Source organism: Halomonas sp. KM-1 (assembly GCF_000246875.1).
Classification (GTDB): domain Bacteria; phylum Pseudomonadota; class Gammaproteobacteria; order Pseudomonadales; family Halomonadaceae; genus Halomonas; species Halomonas aerodenitrificans.
Map to the genome: position 1 here is coordinate 1 of NZ_BAEU01000096.1, position 16,088 is coordinate 16,088.

Here is a 16,088-nt window from a genome sequence, read left to right on the forward strand (position 1 = left end):
AGGGGCCTCCCACGGAGAGTAGCGGAGCGCCGCCCGGGTCGTCAGGCACTTCTTCAGAAACCCAGCTTCGAAAGAGGCTGGGTTTCGCCGTTTGGGGGGCCTAAAATGGCTCCGATCGCCAGCGGGACGACCCGATGGTGTGCTGCCAACCCGGGGACGGCCTCGGACCCTCAGAAGGAAATCTCAATGGCCTGGTTGTTGTTGGTCGTTGCCGGTCTTCTCGAAGTGGCGTGGGCGTTGGGCCTGAAGGCGTCACACGGTTTTACCCGACCGCTCCCCAGTCTGCTCACGATCTTGGCCATGGTGGCCAGTTTCTATCTGCTGGCACAGGCAATGAAGGTGCTGCCCGTGGGTACCGCCTACGCCATCTGGGTAGGCATTGGTGCGGTGGGTACGGTCTTGCTGGGCATTCTGATCTATGGCGATAGCGCTTCGCCGCTGCGGCTGCTCAGCCTGGTGCTGATCCTTGCCGGCCTGGTGGGCTTGAAGCTGGCTGCTTAGCGGGCGGTAGGTAAGAAGGTGCCCGTATGAAGCAAAGCCCTGGCCGAGAAGGCCAGGGCTTTGTCGTGTTCGGCCATCGGGAGCCCGACGGCCTGGATGGAGCGGCTTAGACGACGCCTTGATCGATCATGGCATCGGCCACCTTGCGGAACCCGGCGATGTTGGCGCCCAGCACCAGGTTGGTGGGCTCGCCGAACTCCTCGGCGGTGCCCGCACACTGCCGATGAATACCTGCCATGATCGCCTGCAGCTTGGTGTCGACCTTCTTCAACGACCACTGCTGCATGCTGCTGTTCTGCGCCATCTCGAGCTGACTGGTGGCCACGCCGCCGGCGTTGGCCGCCTTGCCGGGGCCGTAGGCGATCCTGGCTTCGAGGAAGCGGTCGACGGCGGTAGCGGTGGAGGCCATATTGGAGCCTTCGCTGATGCAGTGTACGCCGTTGCCGAGCAACGCCATGGCGTCGGCCTCGGTCACTTCGTTCTGCGTGGCGCTGGGGAAGGCAATCTCGCCCTTGATGCGCCATACGGCATGGCCGTCGCTCGGGTAGTCCAGAGCATCGATGTACGTTGCCTCAGGATGGTATTCCACATACTCACGCAGCGAGGTGCGTTTGACCTCCTTGAGCAGCTTGAGCGTGTCGAGATCGATACCTTCCGGATGATGGATCGTGCCGCGGGAGTCCGAGCAGGTGATGGGTCGGGCGCCGAGCTGGTAGAGCTTCTCGATGGTATAGATGGCCACGTTGCCGGCGCCGGATACCAGGCAGGTCTTGCCGGTGATGCTGTCGCCGCGCGCCTCGAGCATGTTCTGCGCGAAGTAGACCGCACCGTAGCCGGTGGCTTCCTTGCGGCCCAGCGACCCGCCCCAGTTCAGCCCCTTGCCGGTGAAGACGCCTTCATAGCTGCCCGTAAGGCGCTTGTATTGGCCATACATGTAACCGATCTCGCGGGCGCCTACACCGATGTCGCCGGCCGGCACGTCGATGGTCGCGCCGATATGGCGATACAGCTCGTTCATGAACGACTGGCAGAAGCGCATGATTTCGCCGTCGGACTTGCCCTTGGGGTCGAAGTTGGAGCCGCCCTTGCCGCCGCCGATGGGCAGTCCGGTCAGGGCGTTCTTGAAGATCTGCTCGAAGCCCAGGAACTTGATGATGCTGGCGTTGACGCTGGGGTGAAAACGCAGGCCGCCCTTGTAGGGGCCCAGAGCTGAGTTGAACTGGACGCGATAGCCTTTGTTGACCTGCACCTTGCCGGCATCGTCGACCCAGCTGACACGGAACATGACCTGACGCTCAGGCTCGACGATACGCTCGATGATGCTGTGCTGATGATAGCGCGGCACCGTTTCGAGCAGAGGACGCAGGCACTCGAGGACCTCTTCGGCCGCCTGGTAGAACTCGCTTTGGGCAGGGCTGCTCTTTCTCAGCCCTTCGAGGGTGTCGTGCACGTAAGTCATCGTTGTGTCCTGATGGTGAAAAGGATGGGCTCACTATAATTCAGTGCACCACTATGCAGCAATTGCATAGGCTATGTCGGGATTAGACATTGATATGAGTCGAAATCGCTTTCAAATCGCCATTTTTTGCGCACCAACATTGCACATTAGAAATTTTTAAAAGACGCTGTTTAAACGATTACGGAGTGGCCGACAGCGAAGGCCTAGTGCTGGTACCATGCGTCACCAACGAATCCGTGAGAGAAACACCGATGTCCAGCCTGGCAGAACGTATGGTGCCCGATCAGTTGCTCTTCTACTGTCGCCCGGGTTTCGAAGCCGATGTGGCGGCCGAAGTGGCGGCAAATGTCGAGCGACTCGGCTGGCAGGGCAGGGCCGAATTCATCGAACAGGCAGGCTGCGTGAATTTCATCGTCGACGATGAGCGACCGGCCAACGAGCTACATCGACAGCTGGCATTCGAGCGGCTCATCTTTGCGCGTCAGAGCCTGGTAGCGCTGCCGTCATTGCAGTTGGAGCGTGACGACAGGCTGTCTCCCATCCTCAAGCAGGTGGTGGAGAGCGGCTGGAGTTTCGATGCGATCTGGCATGAAACGCCCGATACCAACGAGGGAAAGGCGCTGGCGGGGTTGATCAAGGCGCTGACGCGCCCGCTCGAATCGGCCCTGCGCAAGCGGGGAGCTCTGCGTCGCAAGGCCGGTGGGCGTCGTTTACATCTGTTCTGGATGGATGGCGACCTCGTGCAGCTGGGCATGAGCTTCCCCGGTAACCGCAGCGAACTGCCTGGGGGCATTCGCCGGCTGCGCTTCCCCTCCGCTGCCCCCAGCCGCTCGACGCTGAAGCTGGAGGAGGCCTGGCACGAGTTCATTCCGCGCGATGAATGGGACGAGCGCCTGACGGAGGGCATGCAGGCGGCGGATCTGGGAGCGGCGCCCGGCGGATGGACCTGGCAATTGGTCGCACGGGGCATGCATGTCTATGCCATCGACAATGGCCCCATGAAGGGCGAGCTGATGGCCACGGGCATGGTCGAGCATCTGCGTGAGGACGGCTTTGTCTGGGAGCCGCCCTATCGGTTGGATTGGCTGGTTTGCGACATCGTCGACAAACCGGCTCGGGTCACTGCCATGGTTCAGCGTTGGCTGATTCGACGCTGGTGCCGGGAGGCGATCTTCAATCTCAAGCTACCGATGAAACGACGCTGGGAGGAGGTGCAGCGCTGTCTGGTTCTGCTGGAAGAGGCGCTGGGAGATGCCGGCGTTCGCGCCACGCTGCGCTGCCGTCATCTCTACCATGATCGTGAGGAGGTCACGGTGCATGTCAGGCTGCACGACTGAGGTCAGCCAGCTGCAGCGACCAGGCGCAGAGGTCAGGGCGTCTCAGTAGGACGGCTCGTAGATGCGAATGGTCTCGTCCTCGGTGAGCAGCGGCAGGATGCGCTGCATCACCCTGGAGCGCTCCTCGCTGGTGTACCATTCGTTCCAGGCGTTCAGATCCCGCCACTTGACGATCATCAGACGCCGGTCGCTGCGGCCGCGTTCGACCAGGGTTTCGCCGCCGACGAACCCTCTGGCACCGAGAGAGAAACGCATCGCCTCACGGGCGGCTTCTTCGTATTCCTCTTCCAGGCCAGGCATGATGCGACGTTCGATTATGATCTTTATCATCTAGCAGTTCCCTACGCCGAGGTCGATCGATGACGAATACCGCCGACTCGCAGCCCGTCCACCAGGTCGAGCTGGACACGACCGGTCTTTACTGCCCGGAGCCCATCATGCTCATGCACAACAAGGTGCGTGACATGCGCTCCGGCGAAATACTCAAGGTGGTGGCGACGGACCCCGCCACCACCCGTGACATCCCCAAGTTCTGCAGTTTCCTGGGGCACGAGCTGGTGGCGCAGGAGGAGTCGGACGGCCACTATCTCTACTTTATCCGCTTGGGCTGATGTACCGCCACCCCCCCCTGCTGCGTGCCAAGGCTCTGTCTGAAAAGTCAGCGAGCGCAGCCAGGTTTCGGACAGAGCCTTGTGTCTCTCCGGGCTTGTTGATTAGCTACCAGCAGGCCTTGGCATCAGGGTGAGCATCCACAGAGCCTGAGGCGTTACAGCCTGTGAGCTAGATTATGCCCCCTGATGCCCACTATCTCGATAGCTTGAATGGTATCCAAGCCCCTCCCCAATAGGAGTGAGGCTGCACGAACAAGGAAAGGCGACGAGACATGGCAGTGATTGGTATCGACGTCAGCAAGCAGAAGCTCGATTGCGCCTGGCTACGCGATGTGGCGACCGGCAAGGTCAAGACTCGTGTATTCGGCAATCGGCGGCAGGACTTTCCGCGCCTGCTGGAATGGCTTGAGCACCAAACCGGGGAGCCATTGGATCAGTTGCATGTCTTGATGGAAGCCACCAGCATCTATCACGAAACGCTGGCCTATTGGCTGCATGCTGCCGGCATCCAGGTTTATGTCCTAAACCCCGCGCAGGTGCGCGATTTCTCCCGTAGTCAGGGAGTACGCGGCAAAACAGATAAGAAGGACAGTGTGGTGCTGGCACGCTATGGCGCGACGCAACGACCTGAAGCTTGGCAGCCGGAGCCTGAGGAAGTGCGCAAGCTCAAGGCGCTGGCAGCGAGACTCGACGCACTGGACAAGGACATTCAGCGTGAGCGGAACCGGCGCGAGAAAGCCGAGTTCGCCATGGCAACCGATATCCTTCGCTCGATCGATGACATCCTGTCGGCATTGACGCGTGAGCGGGATCGTCTCCAGCAAGAGGTCGATGACCACCTCGATCAGCACCCTGGCTTGAAGCAGGATCGCGCCTTGCTGCAAACGATTCCCGGCGTTGGCCCTGCGGTATCTCTCCGACTGTTGGCGATGCTGCGTAGCCGCGTTTTCGAAAGCGCCCGCCAGGCTGCGGCGTTTGCGGGGCTCGTGCCCGTCAGTTGGGAATCGGGTAGCTCCGTGCGCGGGCGTCCCCGCTTGTCGAAAGCCGGCAATCCGAAACTGCGGCAGAGCCTGTACATGGCAGCCGTCGTTGGGCTGAGGCGGAATCCCGACATCTCGGCGTTATATCAGCGGCTTACAGGAAACGGAAAGAGCAAGATGGCGGCCTTGGGGGCAGCAATGCGCAAGCTGATCCATATCGCTTACGGGGTCCTCAAGACGCAAACCGAATATCGGCCACAAATCGCCTGATGGGACATTTGTGGCCGGTTAGGAGAGATGGTATCTAGCCGTCGGCCCTCACGGAGGTGCTGGGCATGACCATCAGCGCCAGGGCCTCCAGGGTACCGGGGTCCTGCTCACGGATTCGATTGGCGATGCTGCGCTGGAAGAAATAGACCATCCTGTGACGGCTTCGGCCCGGATAGAGGCAGGCGTCGCCGGGCAGGATCGGGGTGGTCTCGATGAGTGACTCATCGGCCAGCAGAGCTTCCACGTTACCGTCGCTGTACAGACGCCAGCCGAACACTTGCTTCAGCTGCCAGGGGCGATCGTCATCATCGATGCAAAGGGCGTGGGTGCCTTGAGTATCGGGAATCTGCTGGATGAGGGTGATGTCGCGCGTCTCTTCGTAATCGAAGTAGGCGGCGGCGTGTTCCAGCTCACAGGCCTTGTGGGGTGGGGGGTAGTCGAGCAGCTCTTCGGTTTCGGGATCGCGATAGCCGACGAAACGGCCGTATTCCGCATCGTCGAGCTGATGGCAGGAGGTCAACGTCTCCATCCAGGGCACCAGGCCCACGACATCGCCATCTTCACGCAGGCCCCAGGCCAGAATGGGCATGCCGTAGAGGGAGTCAGGGTCCGAGGCCAGGCTGTAGACCATTTCAAGGCCGTCCAGCTCGGGGGAGAGACGCACCAGGCGTCGCTTGGCCTGGAGCTTCTGGCGCATCATTTCCAGGTCGATGACCCGGGCAGGGCGGGGTGACAGTGTCATACCCATGTTCCTCCCTCCAGATTCTGCATGGGCCGAGCGGCAAGGTCACGGCTACGGCAAGGCTGACGGGATCGACTCCTACCTTCTCGCAATCACCAATATCACAGAGTTGGCATCCAAGTTAAGCCTGTCGGCACCTTTTTCGTGCAGGCCCGGGGTTCACGTGCATCGCCTGGCCAGGGCCTGCCAATGCTGCAGATGCTCGTTGCGTGCCTGGCGCAGGGCAGGCAGGGGGGCCTCGGGGTTCTCCAGCGAGAGCCAGGCATGGCGATAGTCATCGACCGCTTCGGGCGGGGGAACATGGCTTGCGAACAGGCCGTCGATCGCTTCGAGCCAGCGCGTCGCCAGGCTCTCCAACCGGTCCAGCCAGGCGAATGCCGCCATGTCGGCCATCTCTTCGCTCAGCACATCGACAGGAGAGGCAAGCGCGGTACAACCACGCTGCGACCGGAGATTGGCGGCAAGCAGCTCGTTCGCTTCGGTCAGGCGTCTTTCGGCAAGCACCAGGGCGCGCAGCAGTTCGGCGGTCAGGGGACGGCTGCGCAGTGAGTTGAGGTGGTTCTCCAGCGTACTCGACTGATGCTGCCATTCGGGATTGAACTGATTGAGGGTGGCTTGATGCAGCCAGGAGAGGGCTTCGAATTGCGCCTCGATGCCGCGCGTATCGTCCGGTGCCAGGGGGGAACTGGCGCGGGAGAAGCTGCGCACCCACTCTTCGGAATCGAACAGGCTGTTCCAGCTCACCTTCGGCAGTTGCTCGGTCTTGATCAGCGTGAGTCGTTCGAGGCGCTCGCGGTTCGTCTCCGACAGGCCGTCGGGTACGTCGCTGTGCCAGCAGGCATGCAGGCGTCGCCACAGTTCCAGTTCGTATATCCATTGCTGACTGGGCGGTGCCACGCGCCCGAGCTGGTTATTGCGTGCGGCGACCAACTGGGTGATATGGCATTCGCGCAAGGCATAGACGTTGAGCATGCCCTCGCGGGTTTCGGCAACCTCGAAGAGGCGCTCATCGCGTTCGGGAAAGGCGCCAATGTTGGGTGGCGCCGTCCTATCCGGCGCCGGCTGTCCCAGGGCTTCGGCGAGCGCTCTCTGGTACTCGATGAGCTTGGCATCACCCTGCTCAGCGCTGCCGCAGCCTGCCATCAGCAAGGCCATCAGCCCTGCCATCATGCCGGCCGTCAGATGGCGTTTCGCTTCAGTCCAGCGGTATCTCCTGCTTGCCATGCGCGACTCCCTTGGCCCTGCGCCGCAGCCGCTCGCCGAGCAGCAGCGCCGCCACGGTGAGCCCTGCGATCAGGCCGATCCAGTAGCCATGCACCCCCAGCGGTTCGTTCCAGCCAGGCAGGCCTCGGGTACCCAGCCAGTGGCCGCCGGCCAGCCCCACCGCCCAGTAGGCGAACAGGGTGATGACCATGACGATTCGGGTGTCCTTGTAGCCCCTCAGGGCGCCGGCTAGGTTGACCTGCAGTGAGTCGGACACCTGATAGAGCATGGCCAGCAGAACCAGCGACAGGGCCAGGCGTTGCACGGCCGTATCGTGAGTGTAGAGGGCCATGACCGGCTCTGCCGTGAACCACAGCAAGGCGCTGTTGAGCAGTGCGATCAGCACCGAGACCAGTATGCCGTTCCAGGCCACCATGCGTGCCCGTTCGAGTTTGCCCTGGCCCAGGATGTTGCCGACCCTGACGGTCAGCGCCATGCTCAGGGCCAGCGGCAGCATGAACAGGATCGAGGTGTAGTTCAACGCGACCTGGTGTGCCGCCACCGTCACTTCACCCAGGCTGGCGATGAACAGCGAGATCAGTGTGAACAATGTCACCTCGACGAAGATCGCCACGCCGATGGGCACACCCACGTAGAGCAGCTCGCCGATCAGACGCAAGCGGGGCGGGGTGGGCGAGTGCCACAGCGAGACGTTGCCGTAGGCCCGCGAGCGTCGCGTGTAGGCGATCATGGTCAGGCACATGACCCACATGGAGAGGGCTGTGGCGATACCGCAGCCCAGCGCGCCCAGCGCCGGCAGGCCTTGCATCCAACCGGGCAGCCAGTCGCCGAAAAGCGCCGTGAGCCCGTCGCCGCCGTAGATCAGCACGTAGTTGCTGGGAATGTTCACCCCGAGCCCTACCAGGCTGATCCACAGCGAGGGGCGGGTGTGGTTCATGCCGTCGGAGAAGGCACGCAGTGCCTGGAACAGCGCGACCCCCGGCATGCCGAAAGCCACGGCCGAGAGATAGGCTGCCGAGCGGCGTGCCACCTCCGGGGGAACGTCCATTACACGGAAGATCGGCATCACCGTGAACCACAGCAGCAGGGCCGCCACCACGCCCAGGGCGAGGGCCACCCACAGCGCCTGATGCACGCTGGGGCGGATGCGCTCCGTGGTGCCGGCGCCGAGCAGTTGGGCGACGATGGGCGTCAGCCCCATCAAGGTGCCGGTCATGAATAGCATCAGCGGCAGCCACAGACTGGAGCCCACCGAGACTGCGGCCAGGTCGGTGGCGCTGAGCCGCCCCGTCATCATCACGTCGGCCACACTCATGCCGGCCTGGGCCAACTGGGCGCCACAGATGGGCAGGGCAAGACGCATCAACGGCCGCGTTTCCGTGCGGCTGACGCCTAGCAGGTTGGAGAAGAACGTTGCCAAGGCAGAAGGCTCCATGCATGTCGAAAGCCTGACCAATGCGTCAGGAGAACCGAATATGTTAGCAATATCCGGTGAATTTCGCTGCGTGGTCGACTCGCCTATACTGTCCCGCCGCTCAGCCACACAGGAAGCCAGCGTGACGCATCGCCTCGAGGACGTGATCGCCCTGTTCGACGGGCTCTTCCGGGATAGCTTCGACACCCGCCTGCTGCGTGGCGGCGACGAGCCGCTCTATCTGCCTGCCGATACGGACTGCCCCTGGCACCGGGTCATCTTCGCCCGCGGCTTCTATGCCAGCGCCCTGCACGAGATCAGCCACTGGTGCATCGCCGGCGAGCGGCGCCGCCAGTTGGAGGACTACGGCTACTGGTACCTGCCCGACGGTCGTGATGCCGAGCAGCAGCGCCGCTTCGAGGCGGCGGAAGTGGCGCCTCAGGCGTTGGAAATGCTCTTTTCACGTGCCTGTGGGCTGCGCTTTCACGTTAGCGTCGACAACCTGGGCGGAGACACGGACGTCGACCGTGACGCCTTCGCGGCCCGTGTCACGGCCCGCGCGGCGCGCTACGAGCGGGAGGGGCTTCCCGCCCGGGCGGCGGCCTTTCATGCCGCGCTGCAGGCCTTCTACCAGCAGGGGCTCTCTCTCGAGAGTGCCGTTGCCAGCGGCCTCGATGTCCTGGCTCAGGCAGTACCGGCTGACTCCCACGCCTGCCTGCCGAGCTGAAGCAGCGGCTCGAGAGCGGGCATGGCCTGCCGCGCCGGATAAGCCACGCCGACGGTCTGGCGAATGTCGAGGCCGCTGAGAGGCCGGCACTGCACGTCCGGATGGATGAGGATTTCCGGCCAGGCCGGTACCAGCGAAGCACCGACGCCGGCCGCTACCAGCCCCAGGGTGTATTCGATGGTGCGCAGGCGCGCACGAACCTGACAGCGTACGCCGGCATCGCTGAGTACCGACGCCAACTGTTCCATGGCGGCACAGGGCTGTCGCCAGATGAACGGAAGACCGTCGAGGTCGCTCAGCGATACGGACCCCTTCAAGCCCAGAGGATGGCCGCCGGGCAGCGCCAGCAGATAGCTGTCGTGCCAGATGGGTTGAAATGCCTCGCCAGCTGCCAGGTCCTGTTCGCCGATGATGCGGGCGTCGCAGCGCTCCTCGGGATTGACCAGGGTCAGCGCCAGGTTGTCGCCCTGAGCGATGTACTCCTTGAGCAGTGCCGTCATGCGGTTGGCCCCGAGCGAGCGCATCAGGCCCAGGCGTACCGGCGTTGCGGGCGCCGGCGTGCGGAACAGACGGTCGATGGCGTTGAGGTCTTCGCTGACTTGACGCGCCAGCGGGTAGAGCCGGTGGCCCTCCTCGGTCGGCGTTATGCCGCGCCGATGACGCTCGAACAGTAGCGTGCCCAGGCGCTCTTCCAGTTGCACCAGCGCCGTCGAGATCGAGGGTTGCGCCACGTGGCAGCGTCGGGCGGCGGCGCTGATCGAGCCGCTCTCATAGGCGGCAATGAAGTAGCGCAGGCTGCGAACATCCATAGGTGGGGCCTATATCTGGGGCAGGATATCGATATTATCTCTTTGTCTGCCGGGCGCGCTAGGCTAGAGACATCTACCCTCCTTGCCTGGAGCCAGCATGGTGCTCGAACCCCTACACCAAGAGCAGCGTTTCTTCACCGCCCTGCGCAGCGGCGACTGGCCGACACCGGACCGCGACTGGTCGCTAGAGGAGGTCGGGCTCTCTGCGGCGGATCTAGCCGAGCTGTTCGAAACCCAACTGATGAGTCGCCACCTTGACCTGCATGCCCGGCGCCTGCAGGCCCGCGGCGAAGCCTTCTACACCATCGGCAGCGCCGGTCACGAGGGCAATGCCGCCATCGCCCGCGCCTTTCGCGCCACCGATCCTGCCTTTCTGCACTATCGCGACGCGGCCTTTCTGATCCAGCGCAGTCGCGGTGTGCCGGGGCAGACGCCGCTGTGGGATCTGCTGCTGAGCTTCGCCGCCTCGGCGGATGACCCGATCTCCGGCGGGCGACACAAGGTACTGGGCTCGAAATCGCTGCATGTCCCACCCCAGACCAGCACCATCGCCTCGCACCTACCTAAGGCCGTGGGGGCCGCCTACAGCTTCGGGCTGTGGCGGCGGCTGGGCGGTGGCGGCGAGTGGCCGGCCGACGGTGTGGCGATCTGTAGCTTCGGCGACGCCTCGTTCAACCACTCCACCGCCCAGGGCGCGCTCAACGCTGCCGGCTGGGCCGCCTACCAGGGGGCACCGCTGCCGCTGGTGATGGTATGCGAGGACAACGGCATCGGCATCTCCACGCCGACGCCGAACGGCTGGATCGAAGCCAGCATGCGCTCGCGCCCCGGCTTTCACTACCTGGCCTGCGACGGCCTCGACCTGCTCGATACCTGGCGGGCGGCCACAGAGGCCGAACGCATTGCCCGGCGCCGCAAGCAGCCGGTTTTCCTGCACATGCGCTGCGTGCGGCTCTATGGTCATGCCGGCTCCGACGCGCAGCAGGCCTACCTCTCTCCCACGCGGATCAAGTCCGACGAGGCCCGCGACCCGCTGCTGGTCACGGCGGGGCTGCTCGAGCGCCACGGCGTGCTCGGGCGCGACGCCATCGCCGCGCTCTACCGCTCGGTGGCCGAGCGGGTCGCGCATGTCGCCGAGGAGGCGATTCGTCGGCCCAAACTGGAGACGGCCGCTCAGGTCATGGCCAGCATCGTGCCGCCGCCGCGGGCTGGCCGTGAACGGCCATGGCAGGGTGAGGTGGAGCCCACGCCGGCGCCCATGGCCAAGCTGCTGAATCAAGCGCTCGCCCGTCTGATGGAGAGCCATCCGCATCTGGTGATGGCGGGCGAGGACATCGGCCGCAAGGGCGGCGTCTATGGCGTCACCCAGCGTCTGCAGGCCCAGTTCGGGCCGCATCGGGTGATCGACACCCTGCTCGACGAGCAGAGCATCCTCGGGCTCGGCATCGGGCTGGGGCAGAACGGCCTGGTACCGATGCTCGAGATCCAGTTTCTGGCCTACCTGCACAACGCCGAGGACCAGCTGCGCGGCGAGGCGGCCACGCTCAGCTTCTTCTCCAACGGCCAGTACACCAACCCCATGGTGGTACGCATCGCCGGGCTCGGCTATCAGAAGGGCTTCGGCGGCCACTTCCACAACGACAACGCCATTGCCGTGCTGCGCGACATCCCCGGCCTGCTGGTGGCCTGCCCGTCGAACGCCGCCGATGCCGTGGGCCTGCTGCAGGAGGCGGTGCGCCTGGCCGACGAGGAGCAGCGGGTAGTGGTGGTGATCGAGCCCATCGCGCTCTACCACACCCGCGACCTGCATGAAGAGGGCGATCAGCAGTGGTGCTTCGCCGACCCTGGGCCCGGGCATCGCCTGACGCAGGGGGCGCTCGGCCAGTGGGGCGAGGGGCGCGAGCTGGCCATCCTCACCTACGGCAACGGGGTCTACCTCTCGCGTCAGGCGGCGACAAGGCTGGAGGCCCATGGCGTGCGCCCGCGTATCGTCGACCTGCGCTGGCTCACCGCCATCGACCATGATGCCGTGTACCGCCGCGTCGCCGAGTGCGATCAGGTGCTGGTGGTGGATGAGTGCCGGCGCAGCGGCTCACTCAGCGAGGAGCTGATCACCGCGCTGGTGGAGCGCGGCATGCCGAGCGACAGGCTGCACCGGCTGACTGCCGAGGACAGCTTCATTCCGCTGGGGCGGGCGGCCACGGTCACGCTGCCCTCGGTGGCGGTGATCGTCGAAAAGGCGCTGCGCCTTGCTGCGCCCGGAGCGAAGGATGGAGCAATGACAAAGACACCAGGCAAGGCGACGGCAGGGAGCGACAATCCATGAGCCAGCGGCACGCTAACGAGCCCCGGAGTGGCACCCGCGAACGGCTGCTGATCGTGTGCCCCGGCCGCGGCACCTACAACGCCGCCGAATGGGGCACCCTCAATCGACTGGCGGGCGGCAGCGAGTGGCTGGCACGCTTCGACGCGATGCGCCGTGAAGCCGGCATGCCGACGCTCACGGAACTGGACGGTGAAACACCCTTTCGCCAGAGCCTGCACGGGCGCGGCGAACATGCCGCACCGCTGATCTATGCCTGTGCCTGGGCCGATCTGCTGGCCATCGATCGCGAGCGTTACGAGGTGGTGGCGGTAACCGGCAACTCCATGGGCTGGTACATCGCCCTGGCTGCGGCAGGCGCCCTGGGGCCCGATGAAGCGCTGCACCTGATCGGCAGCATGGGGCTACGCATGCAGGAAACCCTGGCCGGAGGGCAGGTCATCTACCCCTGGGTCGACGAGGAGTGGCGGCCGGACTGGACACTGCGCCGGGAGCTGCTTGGGCTGATCGAGCGTATCCACGGCCGGGACGAGGCGGAGCTCCATCTCTCCATCGACCTGGGCGGCATGCTGGTCTTCGGCGGCAACGAAGCGGGGCTGGCGCGCCTGAGCGAGGCGCTGCCGCCCCGCGAGCGGTTTCCGCTGCGGCTGCATCAGCACGCCGCCTTTCATACGCCGCTGCAGGAGGGGGTGAAGCACGAGGCGCGCCGCGAGTTGGCGAGCCTGCCGCTGCGCTCACCCGAGGTGCCGATGATCGACGGCCGCGGCCATGTCTGGACGCCCTGGAGCACCGACCCGCAGGCGCTATGGGATTACACCCTGGGCGAACAGTTGGTCGCGCCCTACGACTTCACGGCGGCGATCCGGGTCGGCGTGAGGGAGTTCGCGCCGGATCGCATCGTGATTCCCGGCCCGGGGGCGACCCTGGGCGGGGCCACGGCCCAGGCGCTGATTCAGCTCGGCTGGCAGGGCTGGAGCGACAAGAGCGATTTCCAACGGCTTCAAGGCGAGGAGCCGCGGCTGGTCTGCATGGGCATTGCCGAGCAGCGCGAGTGGCTGCTGGCTCGGCGGGAGTCACTCACTGCCTAGGCGCTCGTGTAGGCGCAGCATCACTTCCACTTCGTGTTCGGGCCGCATTGGCTCGAGCCCCATCTCGCTGAACAGCTCGTTGCGTGCGCGGCTCCATTCGCCGGCCGAGAGTGCGGGATAGAGGCTGTCGGCCGGTGCCAGTTCGACGAAGGGGTCGATGCCGTAGGTATCGAACAGCCTGGCCAGGGCGGCTTCATCGCCGCTGACGCCGGCGGTGAACAGGGTGGCGTTGAAGTGGTCGTTCTCCAGCTCCCGAATCACGTCGAGCGGGCTAGCGCCGAAGCTGTGCAGCTCCTCCAGGCTGTAGCCGTTGAGCTCGTTGAACTCGTCATCGAGCCAGTCGTCGTCGGGCTGGATCAGGGTGTGCTTGATCCTGCCGTCGGTCAGTACCCAGGCAATGGCCAGGGGCAGATCGCTATCGGCGCCGGTTTCCACGGCGATGAATCCGGGTATGTCGGCCATGCTACGACTCCTGTGGGGGGCGGCCATTGTCCTGGGGTTCGCCGTTCAAGGGAAGGCGAAAGAAGCGTCTTGCCGTCTCGCTGGTCGCCCGAGCCAGCTCGGCTTCGTCGTTGCCGCGCCAGTGGGCGATCTCGCGCACGATCCACGGCAGCAGGGCAGGCTCATTGCGCCTGCCCTTGAGTTTGGCAGGTAAATCGCGCGGCAGCAGGTAGGGGCAGTCGGTTTCCACCATCAGGCACTCGAGGGGGATCTCCTTCACCAGTTCGCGCAGGTGATGGCCGCGGCGCTCGTCGCAGATCCAGCCGGTCAGGCCGATATGCAGGTCCAGATCGAGATAGCCGTGCAGGGTGTCGCGGTCGGCGGTGAAGCAGTGCACCACGGCATCGGCGATGTCGTCGCGCCATGCCTTGAGCATTTCCCGCATGCGCCGGCCGGCATCGCGCTCGTGGATGAACAGCGGCTTGCCGCTCTCCGCCGCCAGGCCCAGTTGCGCCTCGAAGGCGTGCTCCTGCTCCGCCGGGGTGGAGAAATTGCGGTTGAAGTCGAGGCCGCACTCGCCCACGGCCACCACCTCGGGGCGACGGTGCAGCTCGGCCATGCCCGCTGCCAGCTCGGCATCCCAACGGCTGGCATCGTGGGGGTGCACGCCGGCGGTGGCGTACAAGCCCGGGAAGCGCTGCGCCAGCGCCACGGCCTGCTCGGCGTGAGCGAGATCGGTGCCGGTCACGATCAGCGTCGTGACGTTGGCGGCTCGCGCACGCTGCAGTACCGCTTCGAAATCCCGGTCGAAGCTGTGATGGGTCAGGTTGGCGCCGATGTCCACCAGCGGGGCGGGCGAGCGAAAGCGCAGCGCCTCGGGCAGGAAGTCGTCGAAAGTGGCGTGGCTGTGGGACAAGGTACCGCTCCATTGCTCGTTCACGAGGCATTGTAACCAAAGCCACGGCAGGCCAGCCATGCGTTACACTAGCCGCCTCGATGAACGATGAGGTGAGCACGTGACCCTGCTACGTCTGGAAAGCCTGCAACTGGCCTATGGTACCCATGTGCTGCTCAATGGCGCCGACCTGGTGCTGGAGAAAGGGGAGCGTCTGGCGCTGGTCGGGCGCAACGGTACCGGCAAGTCGACCCTGCTCAAGCTGGTGGCAGGGGAGATCCTGCCCGACGACGGCAGTATCTGGCGCGCGCCGGGACTGAAGATCGGCGTGCTGGAGCAGGACCTGCCTTCCGCTTCGGGGGAAACCATCTTCGACGTGGTGGCCCAGGGCCTGCCCCAGGCCGGCGAGCTGCTGGCCGAGTACCACCACCTGGTGCAGGCGGCCGAGCCCGACATGAAGCGCATGGCGACCCTGCAGAGCCGTCTCGAGGCCATCGACGGCTGGTCTTTTCATCAGCGCATCGACGTGGTGCTGACCCGGCTCGGGCTGCCTGCCGACGACCTGATGAGTGCGCTCTCCGGCGGCTGGCGCCGGCGCGTGGCGCTGGCCCGGGCGCTGGTCGCCGAGCCCGATCTGCTGCTGCTCGACGAGCCTACCAACCACCTGGACCTCGACACCATCGCCTGGCTCGAGGAGCAACTGCTCGATTTCAACGGTGCGGTGCTGTTCATCACCCACGACCGGGCCTTCCTGTCGAAGCTAGCCACGACCATTCTCGAACTCGATCGCGGTCGGCTGGGGCGCTATCCCGGGGATTACGCCAAGTACCAGCAGCAGAAAGCCCACGAGCTCGAGGTCGAGGCGCGGGAGAACGCCGAGTTCGACAAGAAGCTGGCCCAGGAGGAAGCCTGGATCCGCCAGGGCATCAAGGCACGGCGCACGCGCAACGAAGGCCGAGTGAGGGCGCTGGAGCAGCTGCGCCGTGAGCGCGGTCAGCGCCGTGAGGTGCAGGGCCGGGCCAGCTTCGGCATCGACAGTGGCGAGCGTAGCGGCAAGCGGGTGGTTGAACTCGTCGGCGTGACCCACCGATTCGGCGACGAGACGATCGTTCGCGACCTTTCGCTCGAGATCCAGCGCGGCGATCGCATCGGCCTGATCGGGCGCAACGGTGCCGGCAAGACCACGCTGCTCAAGATCCTGCTCGGTGAGCTCGAGCCCAGCGAAGGCACGGTAAAGCTTGGCACCAACATCAAGGTGGCCTACTTC

The 16,088-nt window shown here is 64.9% G+C and carries 16 protein-coding genes; 8 read left to right on the forward strand and 8 right to left on the reverse strand.

Annotation, left to right across the window (positions count from 1 at the left end; translation table 11 throughout):
- Positions 1-186 precede the first annotated feature (186 nt).
- Positions 187-501 (forward strand): quaternary ammonium compound efflux SMR transporter SugE, encoded by a 315-nt coding sequence (gene sugE / locus B8115_RS10145; RefSeq protein ID WP_010627686.1) that lies wholly within the window; start codon positions 187-189, stop codon positions 499-501.
- A gap of 106 nt (positions 502-607) precedes the next feature.
- Here the strand turns inward: sugE and gdhA are convergent, their stop codons facing one another.
- Positions 608-1,960, reverse strand: coding sequence for an NADP-specific glutamate dehydrogenase (gene gdhA / locus B8115_RS10150; protein WP_010627687.1), 1,353 nt, complete (start codon positions 1,958-1,960; stop codon positions 608-610).
- 251 nt (positions 1,961-2,211) lie between these two features.
- On the opposite strand from gdhA, the gene rlmM reads away from it, so the two are divergent.
- Positions 2,212-3,297 carry a 23S rRNA (cytidine(2498)-2'-O)-methyltransferase RlmM gene (gene rlmM / locus B8115_RS10155; RefSeq protein ID WP_010627688.1) on the forward strand — a complete coding sequence of 362 codons (1,086 nt, stop codon included), beginning with the start codon at positions 2,212-2,214 and terminating at the stop codon, positions 3,295-3,297.
- A gap of 42 nt (positions 3,298-3,339) precedes the next feature.
- On the opposite strand, the gene B8115_RS10160 is transcribed toward rlmM, so the two are convergent.
- Complete coding sequence (locus B8115_RS10160; protein WP_010627689.1) at positions 3,340-3,627, reverse strand: antibiotic biosynthesis monooxygenase; 288 nt, start codon at positions 3,625-3,627, stop codon at positions 3,340-3,342.
- 29 nt (positions 3,628-3,656) lie between these two features.
- Here B8115_RS10160 and tusA point away from each other — a divergent pair, with 29 nt between their 5' ends.
- Positions 3,657-3,908 (forward strand): sulfurtransferase TusA, encoded by a 252-nt coding sequence (gene tusA / locus B8115_RS10165; RefSeq protein WP_010627690.1) that lies wholly within the window; start codon positions 3,657-3,659, stop codon positions 3,906-3,908.
- Between the two features lie 272 nt (positions 3,909-4,180).
- On the forward strand, positions 4,181-5,158 hold the full coding sequence (locus B8115_RS10170; protein WP_010627691.1) for an IS110 family transposase: 978 nt from the start codon (positions 4,181-4,183) through the stop codon (positions 5,156-5,158).
- A gap of 34 nt (positions 5,159-5,192) precedes the next feature.
- On the opposite strand, the gene B8115_RS10175 is transcribed toward B8115_RS10170, so the two are convergent.
- From B8115_RS10175 to B8115_RS10185, 3 genes are all read right to left on the reverse strand, one after another.
- Positions 5,193-5,906 (reverse strand): hypothetical protein, encoded by a 714-nt coding sequence (locus B8115_RS10175; protein ID WP_026038031.1) that lies wholly within the window; start codon positions 5,904-5,906, stop codon positions 5,193-5,195.
- Between the two features lie 153 nt (positions 5,907-6,059).
- The gene (locus tag B8115_RS10180; RefSeq protein ID WP_141638562.1) at positions 6,060-7,124 is read right to left on the reverse strand and encodes a DUF3080 family protein; all 1,065 of its coding nucleotides are present in this window, start codon (positions 7,122-7,124) and stop codon (positions 6,060-6,062) included.
- The gene (locus B8115_RS10185) at positions 7,096-8,544 is read right to left on the reverse strand and encodes an MATE family efflux transporter (protein ID WP_010627694.1); all 1,449 of its coding nucleotides are present in this window, start codon (positions 8,542-8,544) and stop codon (positions 7,096-7,098) included. Before B8115_RS10185 ends, B8115_RS10180 begins: the two co-directional genes overlap by 29 nt.
- 136 nt (positions 8,545-8,680) lie before the next feature.
- Between B8115_RS10185 and B8115_RS10190 the strand changes: the two genes are divergently transcribed.
- Positions 8,681-9,265, forward strand: a complete 585-nt coding sequence (locus tag B8115_RS10190; RefSeq protein WP_010627695.1) for an elongation factor P hydroxylase — start codon at positions 8,681-8,683, stop codon at positions 9,263-9,265.
- Here the strand turns inward: B8115_RS10190 and B8115_RS10195 are convergent.
- The gene (locus B8115_RS10195) at positions 9,223-10,074 is read right to left on the reverse strand and encodes a LysR family transcriptional regulator (protein ID WP_010627696.1); all 852 of its coding nucleotides are present in this window, start codon (positions 10,072-10,074) and stop codon (positions 9,223-9,225) included. The two genes, B8115_RS10190 and B8115_RS10195, sit on opposite strands and share 43 nt — an antisense overlap.
- 97 nt (positions 10,075-10,171) lie before the next feature.
- Between B8115_RS10195 and B8115_RS10200 the strand changes: the two genes are divergently transcribed.
- Positions 10,172-12,400, forward strand: coding sequence for a thiamine pyrophosphate-dependent enzyme (locus B8115_RS10200; RefSeq protein WP_010627697.1), 2,229 nt, complete (start codon positions 10,172-10,174; stop codon positions 12,398-12,400).
- Positions 12,397-13,485, forward strand: a complete 1,089-nt coding sequence (locus tag B8115_RS10205) for an acyl carrier protein (RefSeq protein ID WP_010627698.1) — start codon at positions 12,397-12,399, stop codon at positions 13,483-13,485. Before B8115_RS10200 ends, B8115_RS10205 begins: the two co-directional genes overlap by 4 nt.
- Here the strand turns inward: B8115_RS10205 and B8115_RS10210 are convergent.
- Complete coding sequence (locus B8115_RS10210; protein WP_010627699.1) at positions 13,471-13,947, reverse strand: hypothetical protein; 477 nt, start codon at positions 13,945-13,947, stop codon at positions 13,471-13,473. The two genes, B8115_RS10205 and B8115_RS10210, sit on opposite strands and share 15 nt — an antisense overlap.
- Position 13,948: 1 nt before the next feature.
- The gene (locus B8115_RS10215; protein WP_010627700.1) at positions 13,949-14,842 is read right to left on the reverse strand and encodes a TatD family hydrolase; all 894 of its coding nucleotides are present in this window, start codon (positions 14,840-14,842) and stop codon (positions 13,949-13,951) included.
- Between the two features lie 100 nt (positions 14,843-14,942).
- Here B8115_RS10215 and B8115_RS10220 point away from each other — a divergent pair.
- A partial coding sequence (locus B8115_RS10220; RefSeq protein WP_010627701.1) for an ATP-binding cassette domain-containing protein occupies positions 14,943-16,088 on the forward strand: 1,146 nt, incomplete at its 3' end.